General features: G+C 56.4%; 19 protein-coding genes and 1 riboswitch. Of the genes, 12 read left to right on the forward strand and 7 right to left on the reverse strand.

Annotated elements, in window-relative coordinates:
- Nucleotides 1-446 precede the first annotated feature (446 nt).
- A complete protein-coding gene (gene purH, locus AC3WOK_RS17925) occupies nucleotides 447-2,036 on the forward strand; it encodes a bifunctional phosphoribosylaminoimidazolecarboxamide formyltransferase/IMP cyclohydrolase (RefSeq protein ID WP_492354902.1) in 1,590 nt (529 codons plus the stop codon).
- A gap of 15 nt (nucleotides 2,037-2,051) precedes the next feature.
- Nucleotides 2,052-3,344, forward strand: coding sequence for a phosphoribosylamine--glycine ligase (gene purD / locus AC3WOK_RS17930; RefSeq protein WP_063958153.1), 1,293 nt, complete (start codon nucleotides 2,052-2,054; stop codon nucleotides 3,342-3,344).
- Nucleotides 3,345-3,392: 48 nt separating this feature from the next.
- Here purD and AC3WOK_RS17935 read toward each other — a convergent pair whose 3' ends face one another.
- From AC3WOK_RS17935 to nudC, 6 genes are all read right to left on the reverse strand, one after another.
- Complete coding sequence (locus AC3WOK_RS17935; protein WP_492354991.1) at nucleotides 3,393-4,085, reverse strand: DUF1481 domain-containing protein; 693 nt, start codon at nucleotides 4,083-4,085, stop codon at nucleotides 3,393-3,395.
- An 11-nt stretch (nucleotides 4,086-4,096) separates the two neighbouring features.
- The gene (hupA, locus tag AC3WOK_RS17940; RefSeq protein ID WP_002445246.1) at nucleotides 4,097-4,369 is read right to left on the reverse strand and encodes a nucleoid-associated protein HU-alpha; all 273 of its coding nucleotides are present in this window, start codon (nucleotides 4,367-4,369) and stop codon (nucleotides 4,097-4,099) included.
- Nucleotides 4,370-4,555: 186 nt separating this feature from the next.
- Nucleotides 4,556-5,146 carry a YjaG family protein gene (locus AC3WOK_RS17945; protein WP_063431673.1) on the reverse strand — a complete coding sequence of 197 codons (591 nt, stop codon included), beginning with the start codon at nucleotides 5,144-5,146 and terminating at the stop codon, nucleotides 4,556-4,558.
- A 41-nt stretch (nucleotides 5,147-5,187) separates the two neighbouring features.
- A complete protein-coding gene (gene nfi, locus AC3WOK_RS17950) occupies nucleotides 5,188-5,859 on the reverse strand; it encodes a deoxyribonuclease V (RefSeq protein WP_063958156.1) in 672 nt (223 codons plus the stop codon).
- Nucleotides 5,860-5,868: 9 nt separating this feature from the next.
- Entirely contained in the window at nucleotides 5,869-6,933 is a 1,065-nt protein-coding gene (hemE, locus tag AC3WOK_RS17955) for a uroporphyrinogen decarboxylase (RefSeq protein ID WP_063431669.1), read from the reverse strand.
- Nucleotides 6,934-6,971: 38 nt separating this feature from the next.
- Nucleotides 6,972-7,745 carry an NAD(+) diphosphatase gene (gene nudC / locus AC3WOK_RS17960; RefSeq protein WP_063431667.1) on the reverse strand — a complete coding sequence of 258 codons (774 nt, stop codon included), beginning with the start codon at nucleotides 7,743-7,745 and terminating at the stop codon, nucleotides 6,972-6,974.
- Nucleotides 7,746-7,840: 95 nt separating this feature from the next.
- Between nudC and AC3WOK_RS17965 the strand changes: the two genes are divergently transcribed.
- The 10 genes from AC3WOK_RS17965 (at nucleotide 7,841) to AC3WOK_RS18010 (ending at nucleotide 16,611) form a co-directional block, all read left to right on the forward strand.
- Entirely contained in the window at nucleotides 7,841-8,338 is a 498-nt protein-coding gene (locus AC3WOK_RS17965; protein WP_059312256.1) for an Rsd/AlgQ family anti-sigma factor, read from the forward strand.
- 54 nt (nucleotides 8,339-8,392) lie between these two features.
- Nucleotides 8,393-8,502, forward strand: a riboswitch (TPP riboswitch).
- A 78-nt stretch (nucleotides 8,503-8,580) separates the two neighbouring features.
- Complete coding sequence (gene thiC / locus AC3WOK_RS17970) at nucleotides 8,581-10,476, forward strand: phosphomethylpyrimidine synthase ThiC (protein WP_492354903.1); 1,896 nt, start codon at nucleotides 8,581-8,583, stop codon at nucleotides 10,474-10,476.
- Nucleotides 10,476-11,117 (forward strand): thiamine phosphate synthase, encoded by a 642-nt coding sequence (gene thiE / locus AC3WOK_RS17975; RefSeq protein ID WP_063958158.1) that lies wholly within the window; start codon nucleotides 10,476-10,478, stop codon nucleotides 11,115-11,117. Before thiC ends, thiE begins: the two co-directional genes overlap by 1 nt.
- A complete protein-coding gene (locus AC3WOK_RS17980; protein ID WP_492354904.1) occupies nucleotides 11,104-11,859 on the forward strand; it encodes a HesA/MoeB/ThiF family protein in 756 nt (251 codons plus the stop codon). The genes thiE and AC3WOK_RS17980 overlap by 14 nt, the downstream gene beginning before the upstream one ends.
- Nucleotides 11,843-12,043 carry a sulfur carrier protein ThiS gene (gene thiS, locus AC3WOK_RS17985; RefSeq protein WP_059312260.1) on the forward strand — a complete coding sequence of 67 codons (201 nt, stop codon included), beginning with the start codon at nucleotides 11,843-11,845 and terminating at the stop codon, nucleotides 12,041-12,043. The genes AC3WOK_RS17980 and thiS overlap by 17 nt, the downstream gene beginning before the upstream one ends.
- Before the next feature lies 1 nt (nucleotide 12,044).
- Entirely contained in the window at nucleotides 12,045-12,815 is a 771-nt protein-coding gene (gene thiG, locus AC3WOK_RS17990; protein ID WP_063431658.1) for a thiazole synthase, read from the forward strand.
- On the forward strand, nucleotides 12,812-13,939 hold the full coding sequence (gene thiH / locus AC3WOK_RS17995) for a 2-iminoacetate synthase ThiH (RefSeq protein ID WP_063431656.1): 1,128 nt from the start codon (nucleotides 12,812-12,814) through the stop codon (nucleotides 13,937-13,939). Before thiG ends, thiH begins: the two co-directional genes overlap by 4 nt.
- Before the next feature lie 323 nt (nucleotides 13,940-14,262).
- Nucleotides 14,263-15,804 carry a sensor domain-containing diguanylate cyclase gene (locus AC3WOK_RS18000; RefSeq protein ID WP_063431654.1) on the forward strand — a complete coding sequence of 514 codons (1,542 nt, stop codon included), beginning with the start codon at nucleotides 14,263-14,265 and terminating at the stop codon, nucleotides 15,802-15,804.
- Nucleotides 15,805-15,984: 180 nt separating this feature from the next.
- Nucleotides 15,985-16,290: a PTS sugar transporter subunit IIB gene (locus tag AC3WOK_RS18005; protein ID WP_014882067.1), complete on the forward strand. Its 306-nt coding sequence runs from the start codon at nucleotides 15,985-15,987 to the stop codon at nucleotides 16,288-16,290.
- 3 nt (nucleotides 16,291-16,293) lie between these two features.
- Nucleotides 16,294-16,611: a PTS lactose/cellobiose transporter subunit IIA gene (locus tag AC3WOK_RS18010; RefSeq protein ID WP_492354905.1), complete on the forward strand. Its 318-nt coding sequence runs from the start codon at nucleotides 16,294-16,296 to the stop codon at nucleotides 16,609-16,611.
- A 115-nt stretch (nucleotides 16,612-16,726) separates the two neighbouring features.
- Here AC3WOK_RS18010 and rpoC read toward each other — a convergent pair whose 3' ends face one another.
- Nucleotides 16,727-20,950, reverse strand: coding sequence for a DNA-directed RNA polymerase subunit beta' (gene rpoC / locus AC3WOK_RS18015; protein ID WP_047345342.1), 4,224 nt, complete (start codon nucleotides 20,948-20,950; stop codon nucleotides 16,727-16,729).
- Nucleotides 20,951-20,994: the final 44 nt, after the last annotated feature.

Raw genomic sequence — 20,994 nt, forward strand, 5'->3', positions numbered from 1 at the left:
ACAGATTGTCTGATAAATTGTTAAAGAGCAGTGCAACGCGGCTTTCGCTCACCGTTGCGAGGTGGCGTATATTACGCTTTCCTCTTTCAGAGTCAACCCGTTATTTCAGGATTTTTTCTCTTCAACCGACCCGGTTGTTTGTGAAGTGATTCACATGTTCCGTGTCGATGGAGGCGCATTATAGGGAGTTCTCCGCAGGCCGCAACCGCTAAATGACAGAAAAATGACTGACTGCTGCATTCCACAGCAAAACCCCGCCTTATACCTTTTTACACACAGACTTATCCACAATGATGCGAAAAAGTGAAAATGTGCGAGCGTTGCGCAAACGTTTTCGTTAAAATGCTCGCGCTTAACAAGGATGCCCCGTCAGGTGTGTTAGATGAGTTTTTCGCAGGAAAATTCATCTAACGCTCTCTGTAATCGTGAAATCCAGGGGATTTACCATGCAACAACGTCGTCCAGTCCGCCGCGCTCTGCTCAGTGTTTCTGATAAAGCCGGTATCGTCGAATTCGCTCAGGCTCTTTCTGCACGCGGTGTGGAGCTGCTTTCTACAGGCGGTACCGCTCGCCTGTTAGCAGATAAAGGTCTGCCGGTAACCGAAGTGTCCGATTACACCGGTTTCCCGGAAATGATGGATGGACGCGTCAAAACCCTGCATCCAAAAGTCCACGGCGGTATTCTTGGCCGTCGCGGTCAGGACGACGCCATCATGGAACAGCATGACATCGCGCCAATCGACATGGTTGTCGTTAACCTCTACCCGTTCGCCCAGACCGTTGCCCGCGAAGGCTGCTCTCTGGAAGATGCCGTAGAGAATATTGATATCGGCGGCCCGACCATGGTGCGCTCCGCGGCCAAGAACCATAAAGATGTGGCCATCGTCGTAAAGAGCAGCGATTACGAAACCATTATTAATGAGATGGATGCCAACGAAGGGTCACTGACGCTGGAAACGCGTTTCGACCTCGCCATCAAAGCATTCGAACACACCGCCGCGTACGACAGCATGATCGCCAACTACTTCGGCAGCCTGGTACCGGCTTACCACGGTGAAAGCAAAGATCCTTCCGGCCGCTTCCCGCGCACCCTGAACCTGAACTTCATTAAGAAGCAGGATATGCGTTACGGTGAAAACAGCCACCAGCAGGCTGCCTTCTATATAGAAGAAGAGGTAAAAGAAGCCTCTGTTGCGACCGCCCAGCAGGTTCAGGGCAAAGCGCTCTCCTATAACAACATTGCCGACACCGACGCGGCGCTGGAATGCGTGAAAGAGTTCAGCGAACCTGCCTGCGTTATCGTCAAGCACGCGAACCCATGCGGCGTTGCCGTGAGCACCTCCATTCTGGATGCCTACGATCGCGCCTATAAAACCGACCCGACCTCCGCATTCGGCGGCATTATCGCCTTCAACCGCGAGCTGGATGCTGAAACCGCACAGGCCATCATCTCCCGCCAGTTTGTCGAAGTGATCATCGCGCCATCAGCTTCTGAAGAAGCGCTGAAAATCACCGCGGCGAAACAGAACGTGCGCGTCCTGGTTTGCGGTCAGTGGGCGGAACGCGTTCCGGGTCTGGACTTCAAACGCGTGAACGGCGGCCTGCTGGTACAGGACCGCGATCTGGGTATGGTGACAGAAGCCGACCTGCGCGTGGTGACCAAGCGTCAGCCGAGCGAGCAGGAACTGCGTGACGCGCTGTTCTGCTGGAAGGTCGCGAAGTTCGTTAAATCCAACGCCATCGTCTACGCCAAAGAGAACATGACTATCGGGATAGGTGCAGGCCAGATGAGCCGCGTCTACTCTGCGAAAATCGCGGGTATTAAAGCAGGCGATGAAAGCCTGGAAGTAAAAGGCTCCGCCATGGCTTCTGACGCCTTCTTCCCGTTCCGGGACGGTATCGACGCGGCTGCTGCTGTCGGCATCACCTGCGTGATCCAGCCTGGCGGCTCAATCCGCGACGACGAAGTGATTGCCGCCGCCGACGAGCACGGGATTGCGATGATCTTCACCGACATGCGTCACTTCCGCCATTAATTCCCGGAGCAGAAAATGAAAGTATTAGTGATTGGTAACGGCGGACGCGAACACGCTCTGGCGTGGAAAGCGGCTCAGTCTCCGCTGGTAAAAACGGTCTTCGTGGCACCGGGCAACGCCGGTACCGCACTGGAACCCGCGCTGCAGAACGTGGCCATCGGCGTGACCGACATTCCGGCGCTGTTGAGCTTTGCCCAAAGCGAGAAAATCGACCTGACCATCGTCGGCCCGGAAGCACCGCTGGTGATTGGCGTGGTTGATGCGTTCCGCGCGGCGGGCCTGAAAATCTTCGGCCCAACGGAAGGCGCTGCGCAGCTGGAAGGCTCCAAAGCTTTCACCAAAGATTTCCTCGCACGTCACAATATCCCGACGGCGGAATACCAGAACTTCACAGAGGTGGAACCCGCTCTGGCTTACCTGCGTGAAAAAGGTGCACCGATTGTCATTAAGGCCGACGGCCTGGCTGCCGGTAAAGGCGTGATCGTGGCGATGACGCTCGAAGAAGCTGAAGCCGCGGTTCAGGATATGCTGGCGGGTAACGCCTTCGGCGATGCGGGCCACCGCATCGTGATCGAAGAGTTCCTCGACGGCGAAGAGGCGAGCTTTATCGTGATGGTCGACGGCGAGCACGTTCTGCCGATGGCCACCAGCCAGGACCATAAGCGCGTGGGCAATGGTGATTCAGGCCCGAATACCGGCGGGATGGGCGCTTACTCCCCTGCTCCGGTCGTGACTGACGAAGTCCACCAGCGCACGATGGATCGCATTATCTGGCCAACCGTGAAAGGCATGGCGGCAGAAGGCAACACCTATACCGGTTTCCTCTATGCGGGTCTGATGATCGACAAGCAGGGCAATCCTAAGGTTATCGAATTCAACTGCCGCTTTGGCGATCCGGAAACTCAGCCCATCATGCTGCGCATGAAATCCGATCTGGTCGATCTGTGTCTGGCGGCCTGCGAAGGCAAGCTGAACGAGAAAACGTCGGAATGGGATGAGCGTGCGTCTCTGGGCGTGGTGATTGCTGCGGGTGGTTACCCTGGCAACTACAACACCGGTGATGAGATCCACGGCTTACCGCTGGAAGAAGTTGAAGGCGCGAAGGTATTCCATGCCGGAACGAAGCTGGCTGATGATGACCGCGTGCTGACCAACGGCGGACGCGTGCTGTGTGCGACCGCGCTGGGCCATACCGTTGCAGAAGCGCAGAAGCGTGCCTACACGCTGATGGCGGATATCCACTGGAACGGTAGCTTTAGCCGTCAGGATATCGGCTATCGCGCGATTGCGCGTGAGCAGGGCGAGTAATTTCACACCCTCACCCTAACCCTCTCCCACAGGGAGAGGGGATTTACGTCAGAAACTCTTCTCTGTCGGCTGCCAGTTACAGAAGTCTTCGTTCGCCACCAGCAGCAGCTGAGAGCCTTCCGGCGCCTCAAGCCACGCCACACTCACTTCCATTGATGAATGACGCTGACGACGTTGAATATGTTCGGTCGCCCAGGATTCGAGTTCAGGCTTAACCGTCTGCCCTTCACAGGTTGTCACCGTCCCATCGGCATGCCAGCGCCCCTGGCGCAGCACAACGCGCCCCAGACGAAGCGCATCGCTGGTCTGGCGGATTTGTTCAGCACGATAGCGGTAGAGGGCGATTTGATCGCTGGAAAGTTGCTGTTTTTGACCGCTGACTTCACGCTGCATAAAGCTCAGCTCGCCGTGGTCGTCAAAACGCACTTTCACGTGTTCGGGGGTCTTGCTGTAGACGTTCAGTTCAATCAGCGTCAGGTCATCGCCCTGCCAGCGATATTCCGCGGTCGACGTATTCCCGTTATGCCACGGGCTGAAGGCTGAAAGCAGATGAACTTCATCACCGGAATCTTTGCGCCAGATCCTGACCGCGCCCTGGTTGTCCGCGTAACCGCTGGCGGTAAACGGCGGCAGAGAGGTATCGTGGCTACAGGCTGACAGCAACAGCATGCCTGCCAGCGCGAGCGTTCCACGCCAGAAAGACAAAAGGGGCGTTGCCGCCCCTTCGCTAAAACTGTTCACTGCCACGCGTCTTACTTAACAGCGTCTTTCAGTGCTTTACCAGAAACAAATGCCGGCACGTTAGCTGCGGCGATTTTGATTTCTTTACCGGTCTGCGGGTTGCGGCCAGTGCGCTCAGCGCGGTGGTTCACTTTGAAGGTACCGAAACCAACCAGTTGTACAGCATCACCTTCTTTCAGAGACTCAGTAATAGCAGCCAGGGTAGATTCCAGAGCAGCTTTAGCCTGCACTTTAGACAGATCAGCCTTGTCCGCAATTACATCAATCAGTTGAGTCTTGTTCATAAGTTATCCTTTCAATGTGTTTATCGCTTGCTAAGCATCGAGTGCGACGAAAATGCCAAAAAAGCACTCTCCTGCATACACGCACCGATAGCCACTTTTTTTCGCCCCCCAAATGTAGACCAGACAAGGGTCGAAAGGGAAGAGTCGAGGAGCGACAAAACGGGCGTTATCTCAAGATTTATTGTCTCATTGGTTAAAAATTATACCAATATTGCTCTCGCCGGCCTCACGTAAGTCCGCGCGCAGCCCTTTTATCAGCTCAATATCGCGTTCTTCACACTCTGCCAGCAGGCGGAAAATTTCCCACTGAATATCCCATTCTTGCTCAACGGCCGGGTTTGCACGAAGCTCTTCGTCGGTCATTTCGCGTCCTTCCTGGGTCATTTCCAGCATCGCCACGGTAGTGATAGATGCCTTACTGACTTCGATAGCATGCTCCAGCGTTTCGCCGCTCAGACGGGAGTGAAGCAGCTCGCTTAACGCTACGCAGGCATCAATCGCCGGGTAGACGCCATAGAGGTCAAAATCATCCGCAGCCGGAATCGCCTCTTCCAGCTTTTCCAGCTGAGAGTCGAAATTCACCTTCGCGTCTTTCACCGTCAGCGTTTCCCAGATCAGGTCCAGAATTCGGCGATAAAGATGCCCATCGCCAAAGCCCGTTTCCTTGCAGAACGCGGCATAGTTGGGATACATGCGCTCGCACAGGCAAGCCATAAAGGTGACGTGCTGCCAGCTTTCCAGCTTTTCAAGGCGCAGGTGAATCGGGTTTTGTAGCATGATGATCTCTCGAATCGAAAATTAGGCGCAGTTTACCTGAATCATCGCTGAATTTCCTGCCAACGAACAAAAGCCGGACGCGATGAAGCCACGGCGTCTGCCCAGCGCGTCGGCTCCGGCAAGCGGTAGCCCCTCATACAACGCTGCACCCACGCCAGGGCGCTGTCCATGCTTACCCGATGCCCGGTAGCGATAAACAGCGGGTTACAGCGGACTTTGCTGCGCCAGACCCACGCCAGCTGCTCGCCTTTATGGATGAGCGGCGCCAGCGCGCCCGGCTCCGCGGAAAGGGGTTCAAACGCGCCACACAGGCGTTTCTTGGCGACGCCAATGGTCGGCACATCCACCAGCAGCCCAAAGTGGCTGGCAACGCCTAAACGGCGCGGGTGTGAGATACCGTGTCCATCGACAAACAGCAGGTCAGGTTTTTGCGAGAGCTGCTCCCACGCTGCCAGCAGCGCGGGGTATTCGCGGAAGGAGAGAAAGCCGGGGATATAGGGCATGGTGGTGGCGATACGCGCCACCTTGTATTCCACAAGCTCAAGCGAAGGGTATTTCAGGACCACCATCGCCGCTCGCGTTACTTCGCCCCCCTGCTCGAATCCGACGTCTGCTCCGCCAATGTACTGCGGAGGATCCTTATCCAGACGATCCTCGCGGATCACCGATGAAGCCAGTTCGATTTGCTGAGCGCGTAGCGACGCGAGATCCATAACCACTCCTTACTTGTGATACTGGGCAGAAAGCCGATGCACCGCCTCCACAAAGACGCCAGCGTGTTCTGGCGGCACATCCTGATGAATGCCGTGGCCGAGGTTAAAGACGTGGCCTTCACCCTGGCCGAAACCAGACAGTATAGTCGACACTTCCTCTTCAATGCGGGCAGGCTGAGCATAGAGCATGGAGGGATCCATGTTTCCCTGCAGCGCCACTTTGTCACCCACGCGGCGGCGGGCATCAGCGATATCGGTGGTCCAGTCGAGACCCAGCGCGTCGCAGCCGGTTGCCGCCATGGCTTCCAGCCACTGACCGCCACCTTTGGTAAACAGCGTTACCGGCACGCGGCGACCTTCGTTCTCGCGTAGCAGGCCGTCGACAATTTTATGCATGTAGTACAGGGAGAACTGCTGATAATCGCGCCCGGTCAGCACGCCACCCCAGGTATCGAAAATCATGACCGACTGTGCACCCGCTTTAATCTGCGCGTTGAGGTAGAGCGTGACGCTCTTCGCCAGCTTGTCGAGAAGCGCATGCAGGGCCAGGGGCTCGGCGTACATCATCTTTTTAACCATGGTGAAGGCTTTGCTGCTGCCGCCTTCCACCATATAGGTCGCCAGCGTCCACGGGCTGCCGGAGAAACCAATCAGCGGCACTTCGCCTTTCAGCTCGCGGCGAATGGTGCGCACGGCGTTCATCACGTAGCCCAGTTCACCTTCCGGATCGGGAATCGGCAACTTATCTACATCTGCTTTGCTTTTGATTGGGGAGGTGAAGCGCGGGCCTTCACCGGTTTCGAAATAGAGACCGAGGCCCATGGCATCCGGAATGGTCAGAATGTCCGAAAAGAGAATGGCGGCATCCAGCGGGAAGCGGCGCAGCGGCTGGAGCGTGACTTCGCAGGCCAGCTCGGCGTTTTTGCACAGCGACATAAAATCACCCGCCTGTGCGCGCGTGGCTTTGTACTCTGGCAAATAGCGTCCCGCCTGGCGCATCATCCACACCGGGGTGACATCAACGGGCTGGCGCAGCAGCGCACGCAGATAACGATCGTTCTTCAGTTCGGTCATTTTTGCAGTTCCTTAAGCGTCATGGCCTCAGTGTAACACTACTCATACTCGGCCCGACACATCGCCACGGTATCTTCTATCAGCCGACGCGCTACGGTGCCCGGTGGGGGTAACAGCGGCAAATCGTCATAGCGATACCAGTTCGCATCCAGCAGTTCTTTCTGGTCGATAACAATCTCCCCGCTGTCGTAGTCGGCCATAAAGGCCGTCATCAGCGACTGCGGGAACGGCCACGGCTGAGAGGTGACGTAGCGCAGGTTTTTGACCTTAATCCCGCTCTCCTCCATCACTTCTCGCGCCACCGCCTGTTCCAGCGTTTCGCCCACCTCGACGAAGCCGGCCAGCACGGTGTGAATGCCGTTGCGATGACGGGTGTGCTGCGCCAGCAGGATGGAATCCTCCCGGCGGATAGCGACGATAATGCACGGTGCAATCTGAGGATAGTAGCGCTCGCGGCAGTGGCTGCAGAGCATCGCCCACTCGGTTTTGCTCCGGTGCATGGTATGACCGCAGTAGCCGCAGTATTTATGCGAGCGGTAAAACTCCGCCAGCTGCACGCCGCGCCCCGCCAGCTGGAACAGACCCACGTCCAGATCCAGTACCTGACGAACCGATCCCATATCCTGACGGCGAGGCTGTTGGATCAACCACACAGCTTCCCCCTGCCATTCGCCGATCTTCAGCGCAGGCTGCCCCACTAGATCGAACACCTCTGCTGCGCCATAAGGGATCTCTCCGCCAGGAAGCCATAATTTTTGTTCGTGACTGACGATCCACCAACCCAGATCTGATTTTTCAATAATACGATCCATATCTATTGCACTACCTTCGCTTCACTGACATGTTGTTAGCATTGTGGTTACATTTTGGATAAGCAGATTCAATCCTAAACCTTGCGGAGTCGACCATGTTAAACCAGCTGGAAAGCCTGACTGAGCGCGTTAGAGGAAGTAACAAACTGGTGGATCGCTGGCTACACGTGCGCAAGCATCTACTCGTGGCTTATTACAATCTGGTCGGTATTAAGCCTGGCAAAGAATCGTTTATGCGACTGAATGAAAAATCGCTGGATGATTTTTGTCAGGGCCTGGTCGACTATCTGTCCGACGGCCATTTCAATATTTATGAACGCATTATCCGCGAAATGGAAGGGACAACGCCGTATTTAGCGGCCAGCAAACTCTATCCGCTGCTGGAAGCCAACACCCAGCAGATTATGGACTACTACGATTCCACGCTTGAGAACGCCATCGATCACGACAACTATCTTGAGTTCCAGCGGGCGCTTTCCGACCTTGGCGAAGCGCTGGAAGAGCGATTCACGCTGGAAGATAAGTTGATCGCCCTCGCTCTGGATAACGGCCTGGATGTCAGCCACGAAGATAACATCGCGCGCCCTGCTTGAGTTATTAATCGTTAACGAGTAATTTACAACCATTCGCCCCTCTCACGAGGGGGATTTTTCTTGTCGGAGTGCCCAGTGTGAAAGCACGGGCTGAGACCGTTAATTCGGGATCCGCGGAACCTGATCAGGCTAATACCTGCGAAGGGAACAAGAGTCACACTGCTGTTGTATCGCCCCCGGGCGATCCTCTCTTGCTTCATCCGTCGTCTGACAAGCCATGTCCTTCACTTTTGGAATGAGCTATGTCTACTGCAAAACTGACCCGCCGCGAACAGCGCGCACAGGCCCAACGCTTCATTGATACCCTGGAAGGCACCGCTTTCCCGAGCTCTAAACGCATCTACATTTCCGGCTCGCAGGCCGATATCCGCGTCCCGATGCGTGAAATCCAGCTTAGCCCGACGCTTATCGGCGGCAGCAAAGATAACCCGCAGTTTGAAGACAACGAAGCCGTACCGGTGTATGACACCTCCGGCCCGTACGGCGATCCCTCTGTGACTATCAACGTTCAGCAGGGTCTGGCGAAGCTGCGCCAGCCGTGGATTGACGCGCGTAACGACTGTGAAGAACTGAGCGTACGTAGCTCTGCGTATACCAAAGAACGCCTGGCCGACGATGGTCTGGACGAGCTGCGCTTCGCCGGGCTGCTGACGCCGAAACGCGCCAGAGCGGGCAAACGCGTGACCCAGCTGCACTATGCGCGTCAGGGGATCGTCACGCCGGAGATGGAGTTCATCGCCATCCGCGAAAATATGGGCCGTGAGCGCATCCGCAGTGAAATACTGCGCCACCAGCATCCGGGCGAGGGCTATGGCGCTCGCCTGCCGGAGAACATCACGCCGGAGTATGTGCGTGAAGAAGTGGCCGCCGGCCGCGCGATTATCCCCGCCAACATCAACCACCCGGAATCCGAGCCGATGATTATCGGCCGCAACTTCCTGGTGAAGGTCAACGCTAACATCGGCAACTCGGCCGTGACCTCCTCCATCGAAGAAGAGGTGGAAAAGCTGGTCTGGTCAACGCGCTGGGGCGCGGACACGGTGATGGACCTCTCCACTGGCCGCTATATTCACGAAACCCGCGAGTGGATCCTGCGTAACAGCCCGGTACCGATTGGCACCGTCCCGATTTATCAGGCGCTGGAAAAGGTCAACGGTATTGCCGAAGACCTCACCTGGGAAGCCTTCCGCGACACGCTGCTGGAGCAGGCTGAACAGGGCGTAGACTACTTCACCATTCACGCGGGCGTGCTGCTGCGCTACGTGCCGATGACGGCGAAGCGTCTGACCGGTATTGTCTCGCGCGGCGGCTCCATCATGGCGAAGTGGTGCCTCTCCCATCACCAGGAAAACTTCCTCTACGAACATTTCCGCGAGATTTGCGAAATCTGTGCCGCGTACGATGTCTCTCTGTCGCTGGGCGATGGTCTGCGTCCGGGCTCCATTCGCGATGCCAACGATGAGGCGCAGTTTGCCGAGCTGCACACGCTGGGTGAGCTGACCAAAATCGCCTGGGAGTATGACGTGCAGGTGATGATTGAAGGCCCGGGACACGTGCCGATGCAGATGATCCGCCGCAACATGACGGAAGAGCTGGAGCACTGCCACGAAGCGCCGTTCTATACCCTGGGGCCGCTGACCACCGATATTGCGCCAGGCTATGACCACTTCACGTCCGGGATTGGTGCGGCGATGATCGGCTGGTTCGGCTGTGCCATGCTCTGCTACGTGACGCCGAAAGAGCACCTCGGCCTGCCAAACAAAGAGGATGTAAAGCAGGGGCTGATTACCTACAAAATTGCCGCCCATGCCGCCGATCTGGCGAAAGGCCATCCGGGCGCGCAAATCCGCGATAACGCCATGTCGAAGGCGCGTTTTGAATTCCGCTGGGAAGACCAGTTCAACCTGGCGCTGGACCCGTTCACCGCCCGCGCCTATCACGATGAGACCCTGCCGCAGGAATCGGGCAAAGTCGCACACTTCTGCTCCATGTGCGGGCCAAAATTCTGCTCGATGAAAATCAGCCAGGAGGTGCGCGACTACGCCGCCGCGCAAACCATTGAAGTGGGGATGGCGGACATGTCTGAAACCTTCCGCGCCAAAGGCGGCGAAATCTACCTCAAAAAAGAGGAGGCGTAATGTACCAGCCCGATTTCCCGCCCGTTCCCTACCGTTTAGGACTCTATCCGGTGGTGGACAGCGTAGCGTGGATCGAACGCCTGCTGGAGGCTGGCGTTCGCACAATCCAGCTGCGCATCAAGGATAAACGCGACGACGAGGTGGAAACTGATGTCATCGCCGCCATTACGCTGGGGCGTCGGTATAACGCCCGTCTGTTTATCAACGACTACTGGCGACTGGCCGTTAAGCACCAGGCCTACGGCGTGCATTTGGGTCAGGAGGACCTGGAAACAACCGATCTGAATGCCATCCGCGCCGCCGGCCTGCGCCTGGGCGTGTCCACACACGACGACATGGAGATCGACGTGGCGCTGGCTGCCCATCCCTCTTACATCGCGCTGGGCCACGTTTTCCCGACGCAGACCAAGCAGATGCCCTCCGCACCGCAGGGACTGACGCAGCTGGCGAGTCACGTCAAACGCCTTGCCGATTATCCCACCGTTGCCATCGGTGGCATCAGCCTGGAACGGGCTCCGGCCGTGCTGGAGACGGGCGTCGGCAGCATCGCCGTCGTCAGCGCCATCACCCAGGCCGCAGACTGGCAGTCTGCCACCCAACAGCTGTTACAGCTGGCAGGAGCTGGCGATGAACGATCGTGATTTCATGCGCTACAGCCGCCAGATCCTGCTGGAGGATATCGCCATCGACGGGCAGCAAAAACTGCTCGCCAGCCGGGTGCTGATTGTCGGTCTGGGCGGATTAGGCGCACCTGCGGCGCTGTATCTGGCAGGTGCCGGTATCGGCACGCTGGTGCTGGCCGATGATGACGACGTTCATCTCAGCAACCTGCAGCGACAAATCCTCTTTACCACCGGCGATATCAACCAGCCCAAAGCGCACATCACCCGGCAGCGGCTACACCAGCTTAATCCGGACATCAAGCTGATTGCGCGACAGGAACGTCTCAGCGGCGAGAGCCTGCATCGTGAAGTCGCGCTTGCCGACGTGGTGCTGGACTGCACCGACAACATGGCGACGCGCCAGGCGATTAACGCCGCCTGCGTGGCAACTAATACCCCGCTGATTACCGCCAGCGCGGTGGGGTTCGGCGGGCAGATGATGGTCCTGACCCCGCCGTGGGCGCAGGGCTGCTATCGCTGCCTGTGGCCGGATGATGCCGAGCCGACGCGCAACTGCCGCACGGCGGGCATTCTTGGTCCGGTGGTCGGCGTGATGGGCACGATGCAGGCGCTGGAGGCCATCAAGCTGCTCAGCGGCATGGAGACGGAACGCAATACGCTGCGGCTGTTTGATGCTCGCTCCAGCGGCTGGCGCCATCTGGCGTTACGCCGCGCCAGCCGTTGCCCGGTATGTGGAGGCTGCGATGCGCATTCTGTTTAACGACGAGCCGATGAGATGCGACGACGGGCTCACCGTTGCCGTACTGCTCGACAAGCTGCGCCAGCTCAAGCCGGGAACGGCACTGGCGCTCAATCAACAGATCCTGCCGCGCGAGCAGTGGGAACATCAGCAGGTCAACGAAGGCGACCAGATCCTGCTGTTTCAGGTTATCGCAGGGGGCTGAGATGTTACGTATTGCCGATAAAGTTTTTGACTCGCACTTGTTTACCGGAACCGGAAAATTCGCCTCGCCGCAGCTGATGGTGGATGCCATTCGTGAAAGCGGCAGCCAACTGGTGACGCTGGCGCTCAAGCGCGTGGATCTGCGCCACCACAGCGACGCTATTCTGGCTCCTTTACTGGAAGCGGGCGTCACGCTGCTGCCCAACACCTCCGGCGCGAAAACGGCCGAAGAGGCGATTTTCGCCGCGCAGCTGGCCCGGGAGGCACTCGGCACGCGCTGGCTGAAGCTGGAAATACATCCGGATGCCCGCTGGCTGCTGCCTGACCCCATCGAAACGCTGAAGGCCGCTGAAAAGCTGGTGCAGCAAGGGTTTACCGTCCTGCCTTACTGCGGCGCCGACCCGGTCCTGTGTAAACGGCTGGAAGAGGTCGGCTGCGCCGCCGTCATGCCGCTGGGGGCCCCCATCGGTTCCAACCAGGGGCTGGAGACCCGGGCGATGCTGGAGATCATCATCGAACAGGCCAACGTACCGGTGGTTGTGGATGCGGGCATTGGCGTGCCAAGCCATGCCGCGCAGGCGCTGGAGATGGGTGCCGACGCGGTGCTGGTGAACACGGCTATCGCGGTTGCCGACGATCCGGTCATGATGGCGCGTGCGTTCCGCATGGCCGTTGAGGCCGGCTTGTTGGCAAGGGTTTCCGGCCCCGGCTCGCGCAGTTTTCAGGCGCAGGCCACCAGCCCGTTGACCGGTTTCCTGGAGGCAATCTCATGAGGACATTTACCGAGCGCTGGCGGGAGATAAACTGGGACGACATTGCCCTGCGCATCAACAGCAAAACGGCTGCCGACGTGGAGCGCGCGCTGAATGTCCGTCATCTGACCCGCGAGGATCTGATGGCCCTGCTCTCCCCGGCGGCCAGCGCGTACCTCGAACCGATGGCACAGAGGGCCCAGAGGCTTACCCGTCAGCGCTTTGGCAACACGGTGAGCTTCTACGTCCCGCTCTATCTCTCAAATCTTTGCGCCAATGACTGCACCTACTGCGGTTTCTCCATGAGCAACCGCATCAAGAGAAAAACGCTCGATGAGGATGAGATTGCCCACGAGTGTGCGGCCATACGTGAGATGGGCTTTGAGCATCTTCTGCTGGTTACGGGCGAACATCAGGGAAAGGTGGGAATGGACTATTTCCGTCAGCATCTTCCCGCCATTCGCCGTCAGTTTGCGTCTTTGCAGATGGAAGTGCAGCCCCTGTCGCAGGACGAATACGCGGAGCTAAAAACCCTCGGGCTGGACGGGGTCATGGTCTATCAGGAAACCTATCACGAGGCGACGTACGCCCGACACCACCTGAAGGGCAAGAAACAAGACTTCTTTTTCCGGCTGGAAACGCCGGACAGGCTGGGTCGCGCGGGCATCGACAAAATCGGTCTGGGTGCGCTGATCGGGCTCTCCGACAGCTGGCGGGTGGATTGTTACATGGTGGCGGAACATCTGCTGTGGCTCCAGCAGCACTACTGGCAGAGCCGTTATTCCATCTCTTTCCCCCGCCTGCGGCCTTGCGCGGGAGGGATTGAGCCGGCTTCACTAATGGACGAACGTCAGCTGGTGCAGACCATCTGCGCGTTTCGCCTGCTTGCCCCGGAGGTTGAATTATCCCTCTCAACGCGCGAGTCCCCGGCGTTTCGCGATCGCGTGATCCCGCTTGCGATTAACAACGTCAGCGCGTTTTCCAAAACGCAGCCTGGCGGCTACGCCGACGATCGTCCGGAGCTGGAGCAGTTTGTCCCGCATGATGGACGGCGTCCGGAAGCGGTCGCCGCAGCCCTGACGGCACAGGGCCTTCAGCCTGTATGGAAAGACTGGGACAGCTGGCTGGGAAGAGCCTCGCAATAACGCTGAAACGCACTGCAACCCGGTAAAAAAATGTCGAGGGGCTACGTAGAGTCACAACCGGATGATTGCCAGCCCTCATCCGGTTTTTTATTGTCACCGCGTTAGCAAAGGATGCTGACCAGGGCGAAAAGCTTCTTCCTCGTTTCGCCCTGCCTCTGAAAGCGACCGCTCATTTAATAAGTATTTTCTTAGCGATCCTTAAGATAAATCATCCCATCAGACATCGTGTTCCGTATAATTCACCGCTAACCGCAGGACAGCGACTATGCTGAGAGGATATCGGCAGACGAAAAGCATTCACCATCAGGAACGATGTACAGCTCATGGCACTTCACAGCAAAAAGCTCTCTTTTACCCGGCCAATCATGCTCAGCTTCGCGGGGATCCTCTGCAGTTTTGCGGTGATCGCTATCGCCGTGACGCTTTCACAGAGAAAGGATTTTCTTGAGGATTATCATAAAATTAATAGTAATTTCACGCACAACCTGGCGGTAAACTACACCGAGTCTATCCTGCGTGAAAACGACTATATCCTTGGCCGCTCTGCCATGTATTTTGCGCGCAACGACAGGCTTAACGAGACGCTCAACGTCAACCCGACGCAGGGGCTGCAGATGATCATGCATCTGCAGAACCTGATGCCGACCGTATCCTCCATCTCGCTGGCCGACACGCAGGGGCATTATCTCCGCGCACCGGAAGTGCTCCCGACTGAGAAAAGTAAAACCTTCGACCCGCGGACGCGGCCGTGGTTTGTCGCCCAGGCGGAAGCCAGCATCTTCAGCCACTATACCCGTCCCTACATGGACTACTTCACCGGTCATCCGACGGTCACGCTTTATAAGCCTTTGATTTCTCCTGAAGGCAGACTGAAGGGAACGATCGCGTTTCATCTCGATTTGACCTCAATGGGCTACACCCTGCGTCAGATGGTGGCGCCCGTTCAGGGGGAATTCTTTGTCGTCGAACGCGACGGTGCCGTCGTGCTGCACCCTGATACAGGCGCGCTCTTCAAACAGTACGTGAGCGAAGCGCTGATGGACAAAATGACCAGCGGTGAAGGCCATTTTTACGACAAGAAAAGCAACGCCTGGTATTACTATTACTCGTTTACCAACCCGGACTGGTTTGTCATATACCGGGTATCGGGCGCGACGCTCACCGATATTACCCGCCACGAAACGACGATCGTTGGCTGGGGGTTCGCGCTGGCGGCCATCATCATCATTCTCTTCGGCTTATACCTCCGCCACGCCTCGCGTAGCGTGTTGATGCACATTATCAATGCCATCAAAACCGGTGATGTCAGCGAGGCTCCACGTCTTGAAGCGATGCTGAGCCACACCATTCAGTCCAATAAAGAGCGCGAAATGGCGTATGTGCGCCAGGCAACTCACGATGCGCTGACGGGCTGTAAAAATCGTCGCGCGTTCGATAGCGACGTCGCTGAGCTGCTGAATGCCCAACAGCCTTTTGCGATGGCGCTGGTGGATATTGATAACTTTAAATCAATTAACGACACGCTGGGCCACCTGACAGGTGATATCGTCCTGCGCAACGTGGCCCGCGAAGGGATCCAGATAATGCAGCCACATCACGTCTCGGTTTACCGTTACGGCGGAGAAGAGTTCGCGGTGGTCTTCCTGGCTGAGCAGATTCCTTCCGCGCTCTCATTGCTGGAAGCGTGGCGTAACGCCGTTGAAAAACGCGTCTGGCGTGAAGAGAACCTGCGGGTGACGTTCAGCGGCGGTCTTGGTGAGTGGCATTTCGAACCGCTGGAGCAGTTTGTGGGAAGCGTTGATAACGCCCTCTACAGCGCGAAGCAGCAGGGAAAAAACCGCATTATCCGCACGTCTGCCAGCTAATCCTCACTCTTTCACCCTGCCCGTTTCGACGGGCCAGGTATAAGCCAATACAAAATTGTAACCGGTTTCAGAAAATCATCGGTTTCTTTGTGATGCCTGACACACAATCGCGGTAAAGCGGTTGTTGAAGCGTTCTGCACGGGATAATTATCAGTAAACACATGTAGATCGAGGCTGATTATGAAGAACATCGTTTTATGCTGTGCCGCGGGAATGTCAACCAGCATGCTGGTTCAACGTATGAAAGATGCCGCACAGAAAAAAGGAGTTGAAGTCACCATTAAAGCCGTTCCGGTTGCGGAGTTTAAAGACAACATCGCGACGGCCGACATCGTATTGCTGGGGCCACAGGTTAAATACGAGCAGGCGAAACTACAGGCACAGGCCGACCCGCTGGGTAAAAAGGTCGCGGTGATCGACATGATGGATTACGGCATGATGAAAGGTGATGCCGTACTGGAAAAAGCGCTTAAACTTCTGGAGTAACCCGTGGAAGATTTAGAAACAACGATCATGGAACTGCTGGTCAACGCGGGTGCGGCGCGCAGCGCTGCCCTTACGGCGTTGCAGATGGCGCGTAAAGGTGACTTTACCGAAGCCGAAAAGGCGATGGAAGAGTCGCGCGAATACGTGAAGCATGCCCACACCATACAGACGCAACTCATTGGGCTTGATGAAGGCACCGGGAAACTTCCGGTTAACCTGATCACCGTTCACTCTCAGGATCACCTGATGAACGCAATGGTCATTCAGGATCTGGCGGGCGATATGATTGAACTTTATCGACGGATCCCGTTGGTAAACTAATAACATACAGATGTAAAAAAACCCGCCGAGGCGGGTTTTTTATTGTCGGGTGGCGCTACGCTTACCCGACCTACGAGACATATGCCCGGTAATGTTTATTACCGGGCATCAACGATTACTCGTTGTCGGAACCACCCAGACCTGCGTTCAGCAGTTCTGCCAGGCTCGCGGATGCATCTTCAGCAGTCACCTGCGGTGCAGCTGGCAGTTCGCCTGCAGCACGACGACGCATACGATCCTGGTGGTACGCATAACCGGTACCCGCCGGGATCAGACGACCCACGATGACGTTCTCTTTCAGACCGCGCAGTTCATCACGTTTACCTGCAACAGCGGCTTCAGTCAGGACACGCGTGGTTTCCTGGAACGATGCTGCAGAGATGAAGGACTCGGTTGCCAGAGACGCTTTGGTGATACCCAGCAGATCGCGCGAGAAGGTCGCACCGATTTTGCCGTTCGCTTCCAGTTCGCGGTTAGCGATCTTGACGCGAGAGTATTCAACCTGTTCGCCTTCCAGGAACTCGGAGCTGCCTGCGTTTTCGATGGTTGCTTTACGCAGCATCTGACGAACGATAACTTCGATGTGCTTATCGTTAATCTTAACGCCCTGCAGACGGTAAACGTCCTGTACTTCGTTGGTGATGTAACGCGTTACCGCGTGTACGCCACGAAGACGCAGAATGTCGTGCGGTGCTTCTGGACCATCGGAAACCACGTCACCACGTTCTACACGTTCACCTTCGAACACGTTGAGCTGACGCCACTTAGGAATCATCTCTTCGTACGGCTCGCTGCCATCTACTGGAGTGATAACCAGACGGCGTTTACCTTTGGTCTCTTTACCGAAGGAGATGATACCGCTGATTTCAGCCAGGATTGCAGGCTCTTTCGGACGACGTGCTTCGAACAGGTCAGCAACGCGTGGCAGACCACCGGTGATGTCCTTGGTACCGCTGGATTCCTGAGGAATACGCGCCAGAGCATCACCCGCACCGATCTGAATACCATCTTCCAGCTGAACGATCGCTTTACCCGGCAGGAAGTACTGCGCAGGCATGTCGGTACCCGGGATCAGAACGTCGTTACCCTGAGCATCAACGATTTTCAGTGCAGGACGCAGATCTTTACCACCCGCAGTACGCTCTGCAGAATCCAGAACCACCAGAGAAGACAGACCGGTCAGCTCGTCGGTCTGACGAGTAATGGTCTGGCCGTCGATCATGTCAGTGAAGCGGATGAAACCACTCACTTCGGTGATAACCGGCATGGTGTGTGGATCCCAGTTTGCTACGGTTTCACCGCCGGCAACCTGCTCGCCATCACCTTTCGCCATAACAGCACCGTAAGGCACTTTATAGCTCTCTTTGGTACGACCGAATTCGTCGATCAGCTTCAGCTCGGTGTTACGAGAGGTCACAACCAGCTTGCCAGCGGAGTTAACAACAGACTTCGCGTTGCTGAGCTTGATGCTACCTTTGTTTTTCACCTGGATGCTGGATTCAGCAGCCGCACGAGATGCCGCACCACCGATGTGGAACGTACGCATCGTCAGCTGTGTACCCGGCTCACCGATGGACTGTGCCGCGATAACGCCGATAGCTTCACCTTTGTTGATGATGTGGCCACGCGCCAGGTCACGACCATAGCAGTGCGCACATACACCAAAGTCGGTGTCACAAGATACAACGGAACGTACTTTCACGGAGTCAACAGAGTTCGCTTCCAGCAGGTCACACCAGTGCTCGTGCAGCAGCGTGTTGCGTGGAACCAGAATGTCTGCAGTACCCGGCTTCAGAATGTCTTCCGCGGTAACACGACCCAGTACGCGATCGCGCAGTGGCTCTTTAACATCACCACCCTCGATAACCGGGGTCATGGTGATACCTTCGAGGGTGCCACAATCGTCTTCGGTCACAACCAGATCCTGCGCAACGTCAACCAGACGACGCGTCAGATAACCGGAGTTCGCTGTCTTCAGTGCGGTATCCGCCAGACCTTTACGCGCACCGTGCGTGGAGATGAAGTACTGGAGTACGTTCAGACCTTCACGGAAGTTCGCGGTGATTGGCGTTTCGATGATGGAGCCATCTGGCTTCGCCATCAGACCACGCATACCTGCCAGCTGACGAATCTGTGCTGCGGAACCACGCGCACCGGAGTCGGCCATCATGTAGATGCTGTTGAAGGAAACCTGCTGCTCTTCTACGCCGTCACGGTTAATCACGGTTTCGGTCTGCAGGTTATCCATCATCGCTTTGGATACACGATCGTTCGCCGCTGCCCAGATATCGATAACTTTGTTATAGCGTTCGCCCGCGGTAACCAGACCAGACTGGAACTGCTCCTGGATCTCAGCAACTTCGGCTTCCGCTTCAGAGATGATCTCGTGTTTCTTCTCTGGGATGACCATGTCATCGATACCAACAGATGCACCTGAACGCGCTGCATAAGCAAAGCCGGTGTACATTGTCTGGTCAGCGAAGATAACGGTCGGCTTCAGGCCCAGAATGCGGTAACAGGTGTTCAGCATTTTGGAGATAGCCTTCTTGCCCAGCGCCTGGTTGACGATGGAGAAAGGCAGACCTTTCGGTACGATCATCCACAGAATGGCACGGCCAACGGTCGTGTCTTTCAGGCTGGTTTTCGCAACGAATTCGCCGTTTGCATCTTTTTCGTATTCGGTGATACGCACTTTAACGCGCGCATGCAGAGAGGCCAGGCCAGCGCGATAAATACGCTCAGCTTCTTTCGGGCCAGTCAGCACCATGCCTTCGCCTTTGGCGTTAACACAGTCACGGGTCATGTAGTACAGACCCAATACAACGTCCTGAGAAGGAACGATAATTGGTTCACCGTTCGCTGGAGACAGGATGTTGTTGGTAGACATCATCAGCGCACGCGCTTCGAGCTGGGCTTCCAGCGTCAGCGGTACGTGAACAGCCATCTGGTCACCATCGAAGTCGGCGTTATATGCCGCACAAACCAGCGGGTGCAGCTGGATAGCTTTACCTTCAATCAGGACTGGCTCAAATGCCTGGATACCCAGACGGTGCAGGGTTGGTGCACGGTTCAGCAGTACCGGGTGTTCGCGGATAACTTCGTCCAGGATATCCCAAACGACAGCTTCTTCACGCTCAACCATTTTCTTAGCGGCTTTGATGGTGGTGGCCAGGCCACGCAGTTCCAGCTTGCCGTAGATGAACGGTTTGAACAGCTCCAGTGCCATTTTCTTCGGCAGACCGCACTGATGCAGACGCAGGTATGGACCTACGGTGATTACAGAACGACCGGAGTAGTCAACACGCTTACCGAGCAGGTTCTGACGGAAACGACCCTGCTTACCTTTGATCATGTCGGCCAAAGATTTCAGAGGACGTTTGTTAGAACCGGTGATCGCACGACCGCGACGACCGTTATCCAGCAGGGCATCTACCGCTTCCTGCAGCATACGTTTTTCGTTGCGTACGATGATGTCCGGCGCAGCCAGATCCAGCAGACGTTTCAGACGGTTGTTACGGTTGATAACGCGACGATACAGATCGTTCAAATCGGACGTTGCGAAACGACCACCATCCAGCGGAACCAGCGGACGCAGATCTGGCGGCAGAACCGGCAGAACGGTCAGGATCATCCACTCTGGTTTGTTACCAGACTGAACGAACGCTTCCAGCAGTTTGATACGCTTGGTCAGCTTTTTACGCTTGGTTTCGGAGTTAGTTTCGTTCAGCTCTTCACGCAGCTGCTCGCACTCTTGCTCCAGGTCCATGCTCTTCAGCAGGGCCTGAATAGCTTCCGCACCCATCTTCGCGTCGAATTCGTCACCGAACTCTTCCAGCGCGTCCAGATACTGCTCTTCAGTCAGGATCTGGTGACGTTCCAGGTTCGTCATCCCGCCTTCGATAACCACATAAGATTCGAAGTACAGAACACGTTCGATATCGCGCAGCGGCATATCCAGCAGCAGACCGATACGGGACGGCAGAGATTTCAGGAACCAGATGTGCGCGGTAGGAGACGCCAGCTCGATGTGGCCCATGCGCTCACGACGCACTTTGGTCTGGGTCACTTCAACGCCGCACTTCTCACAGATCACACCACGGTGTTTCAGGCGCTTGTACTTACCGCACAGGCACTCGTAATCTTTTACTGGCCCGAAAATACGCGCACAGAAAAGGCCGTCACGCTCAGGTTTGAACGTACGGTAGTTGATGGTTTCCGGCTTTTTAACTTCACCGAAAGACCATGAACGGATCATGTCTGGCGAAGCCAGAGCAATTTTGATCGCATCAAACTCTTCGGTTTTAGTCTGCGCTTTCAGAAACTTTAATAAATCTTTCACGGATTTGCTCCCGTCGGAGTTAGCACAATCTGGTGCCGGGGGTT

The sequence above is a fragment of the Enterobacter sp. FW301-JW81 genome (assembly GCF_058788735.1).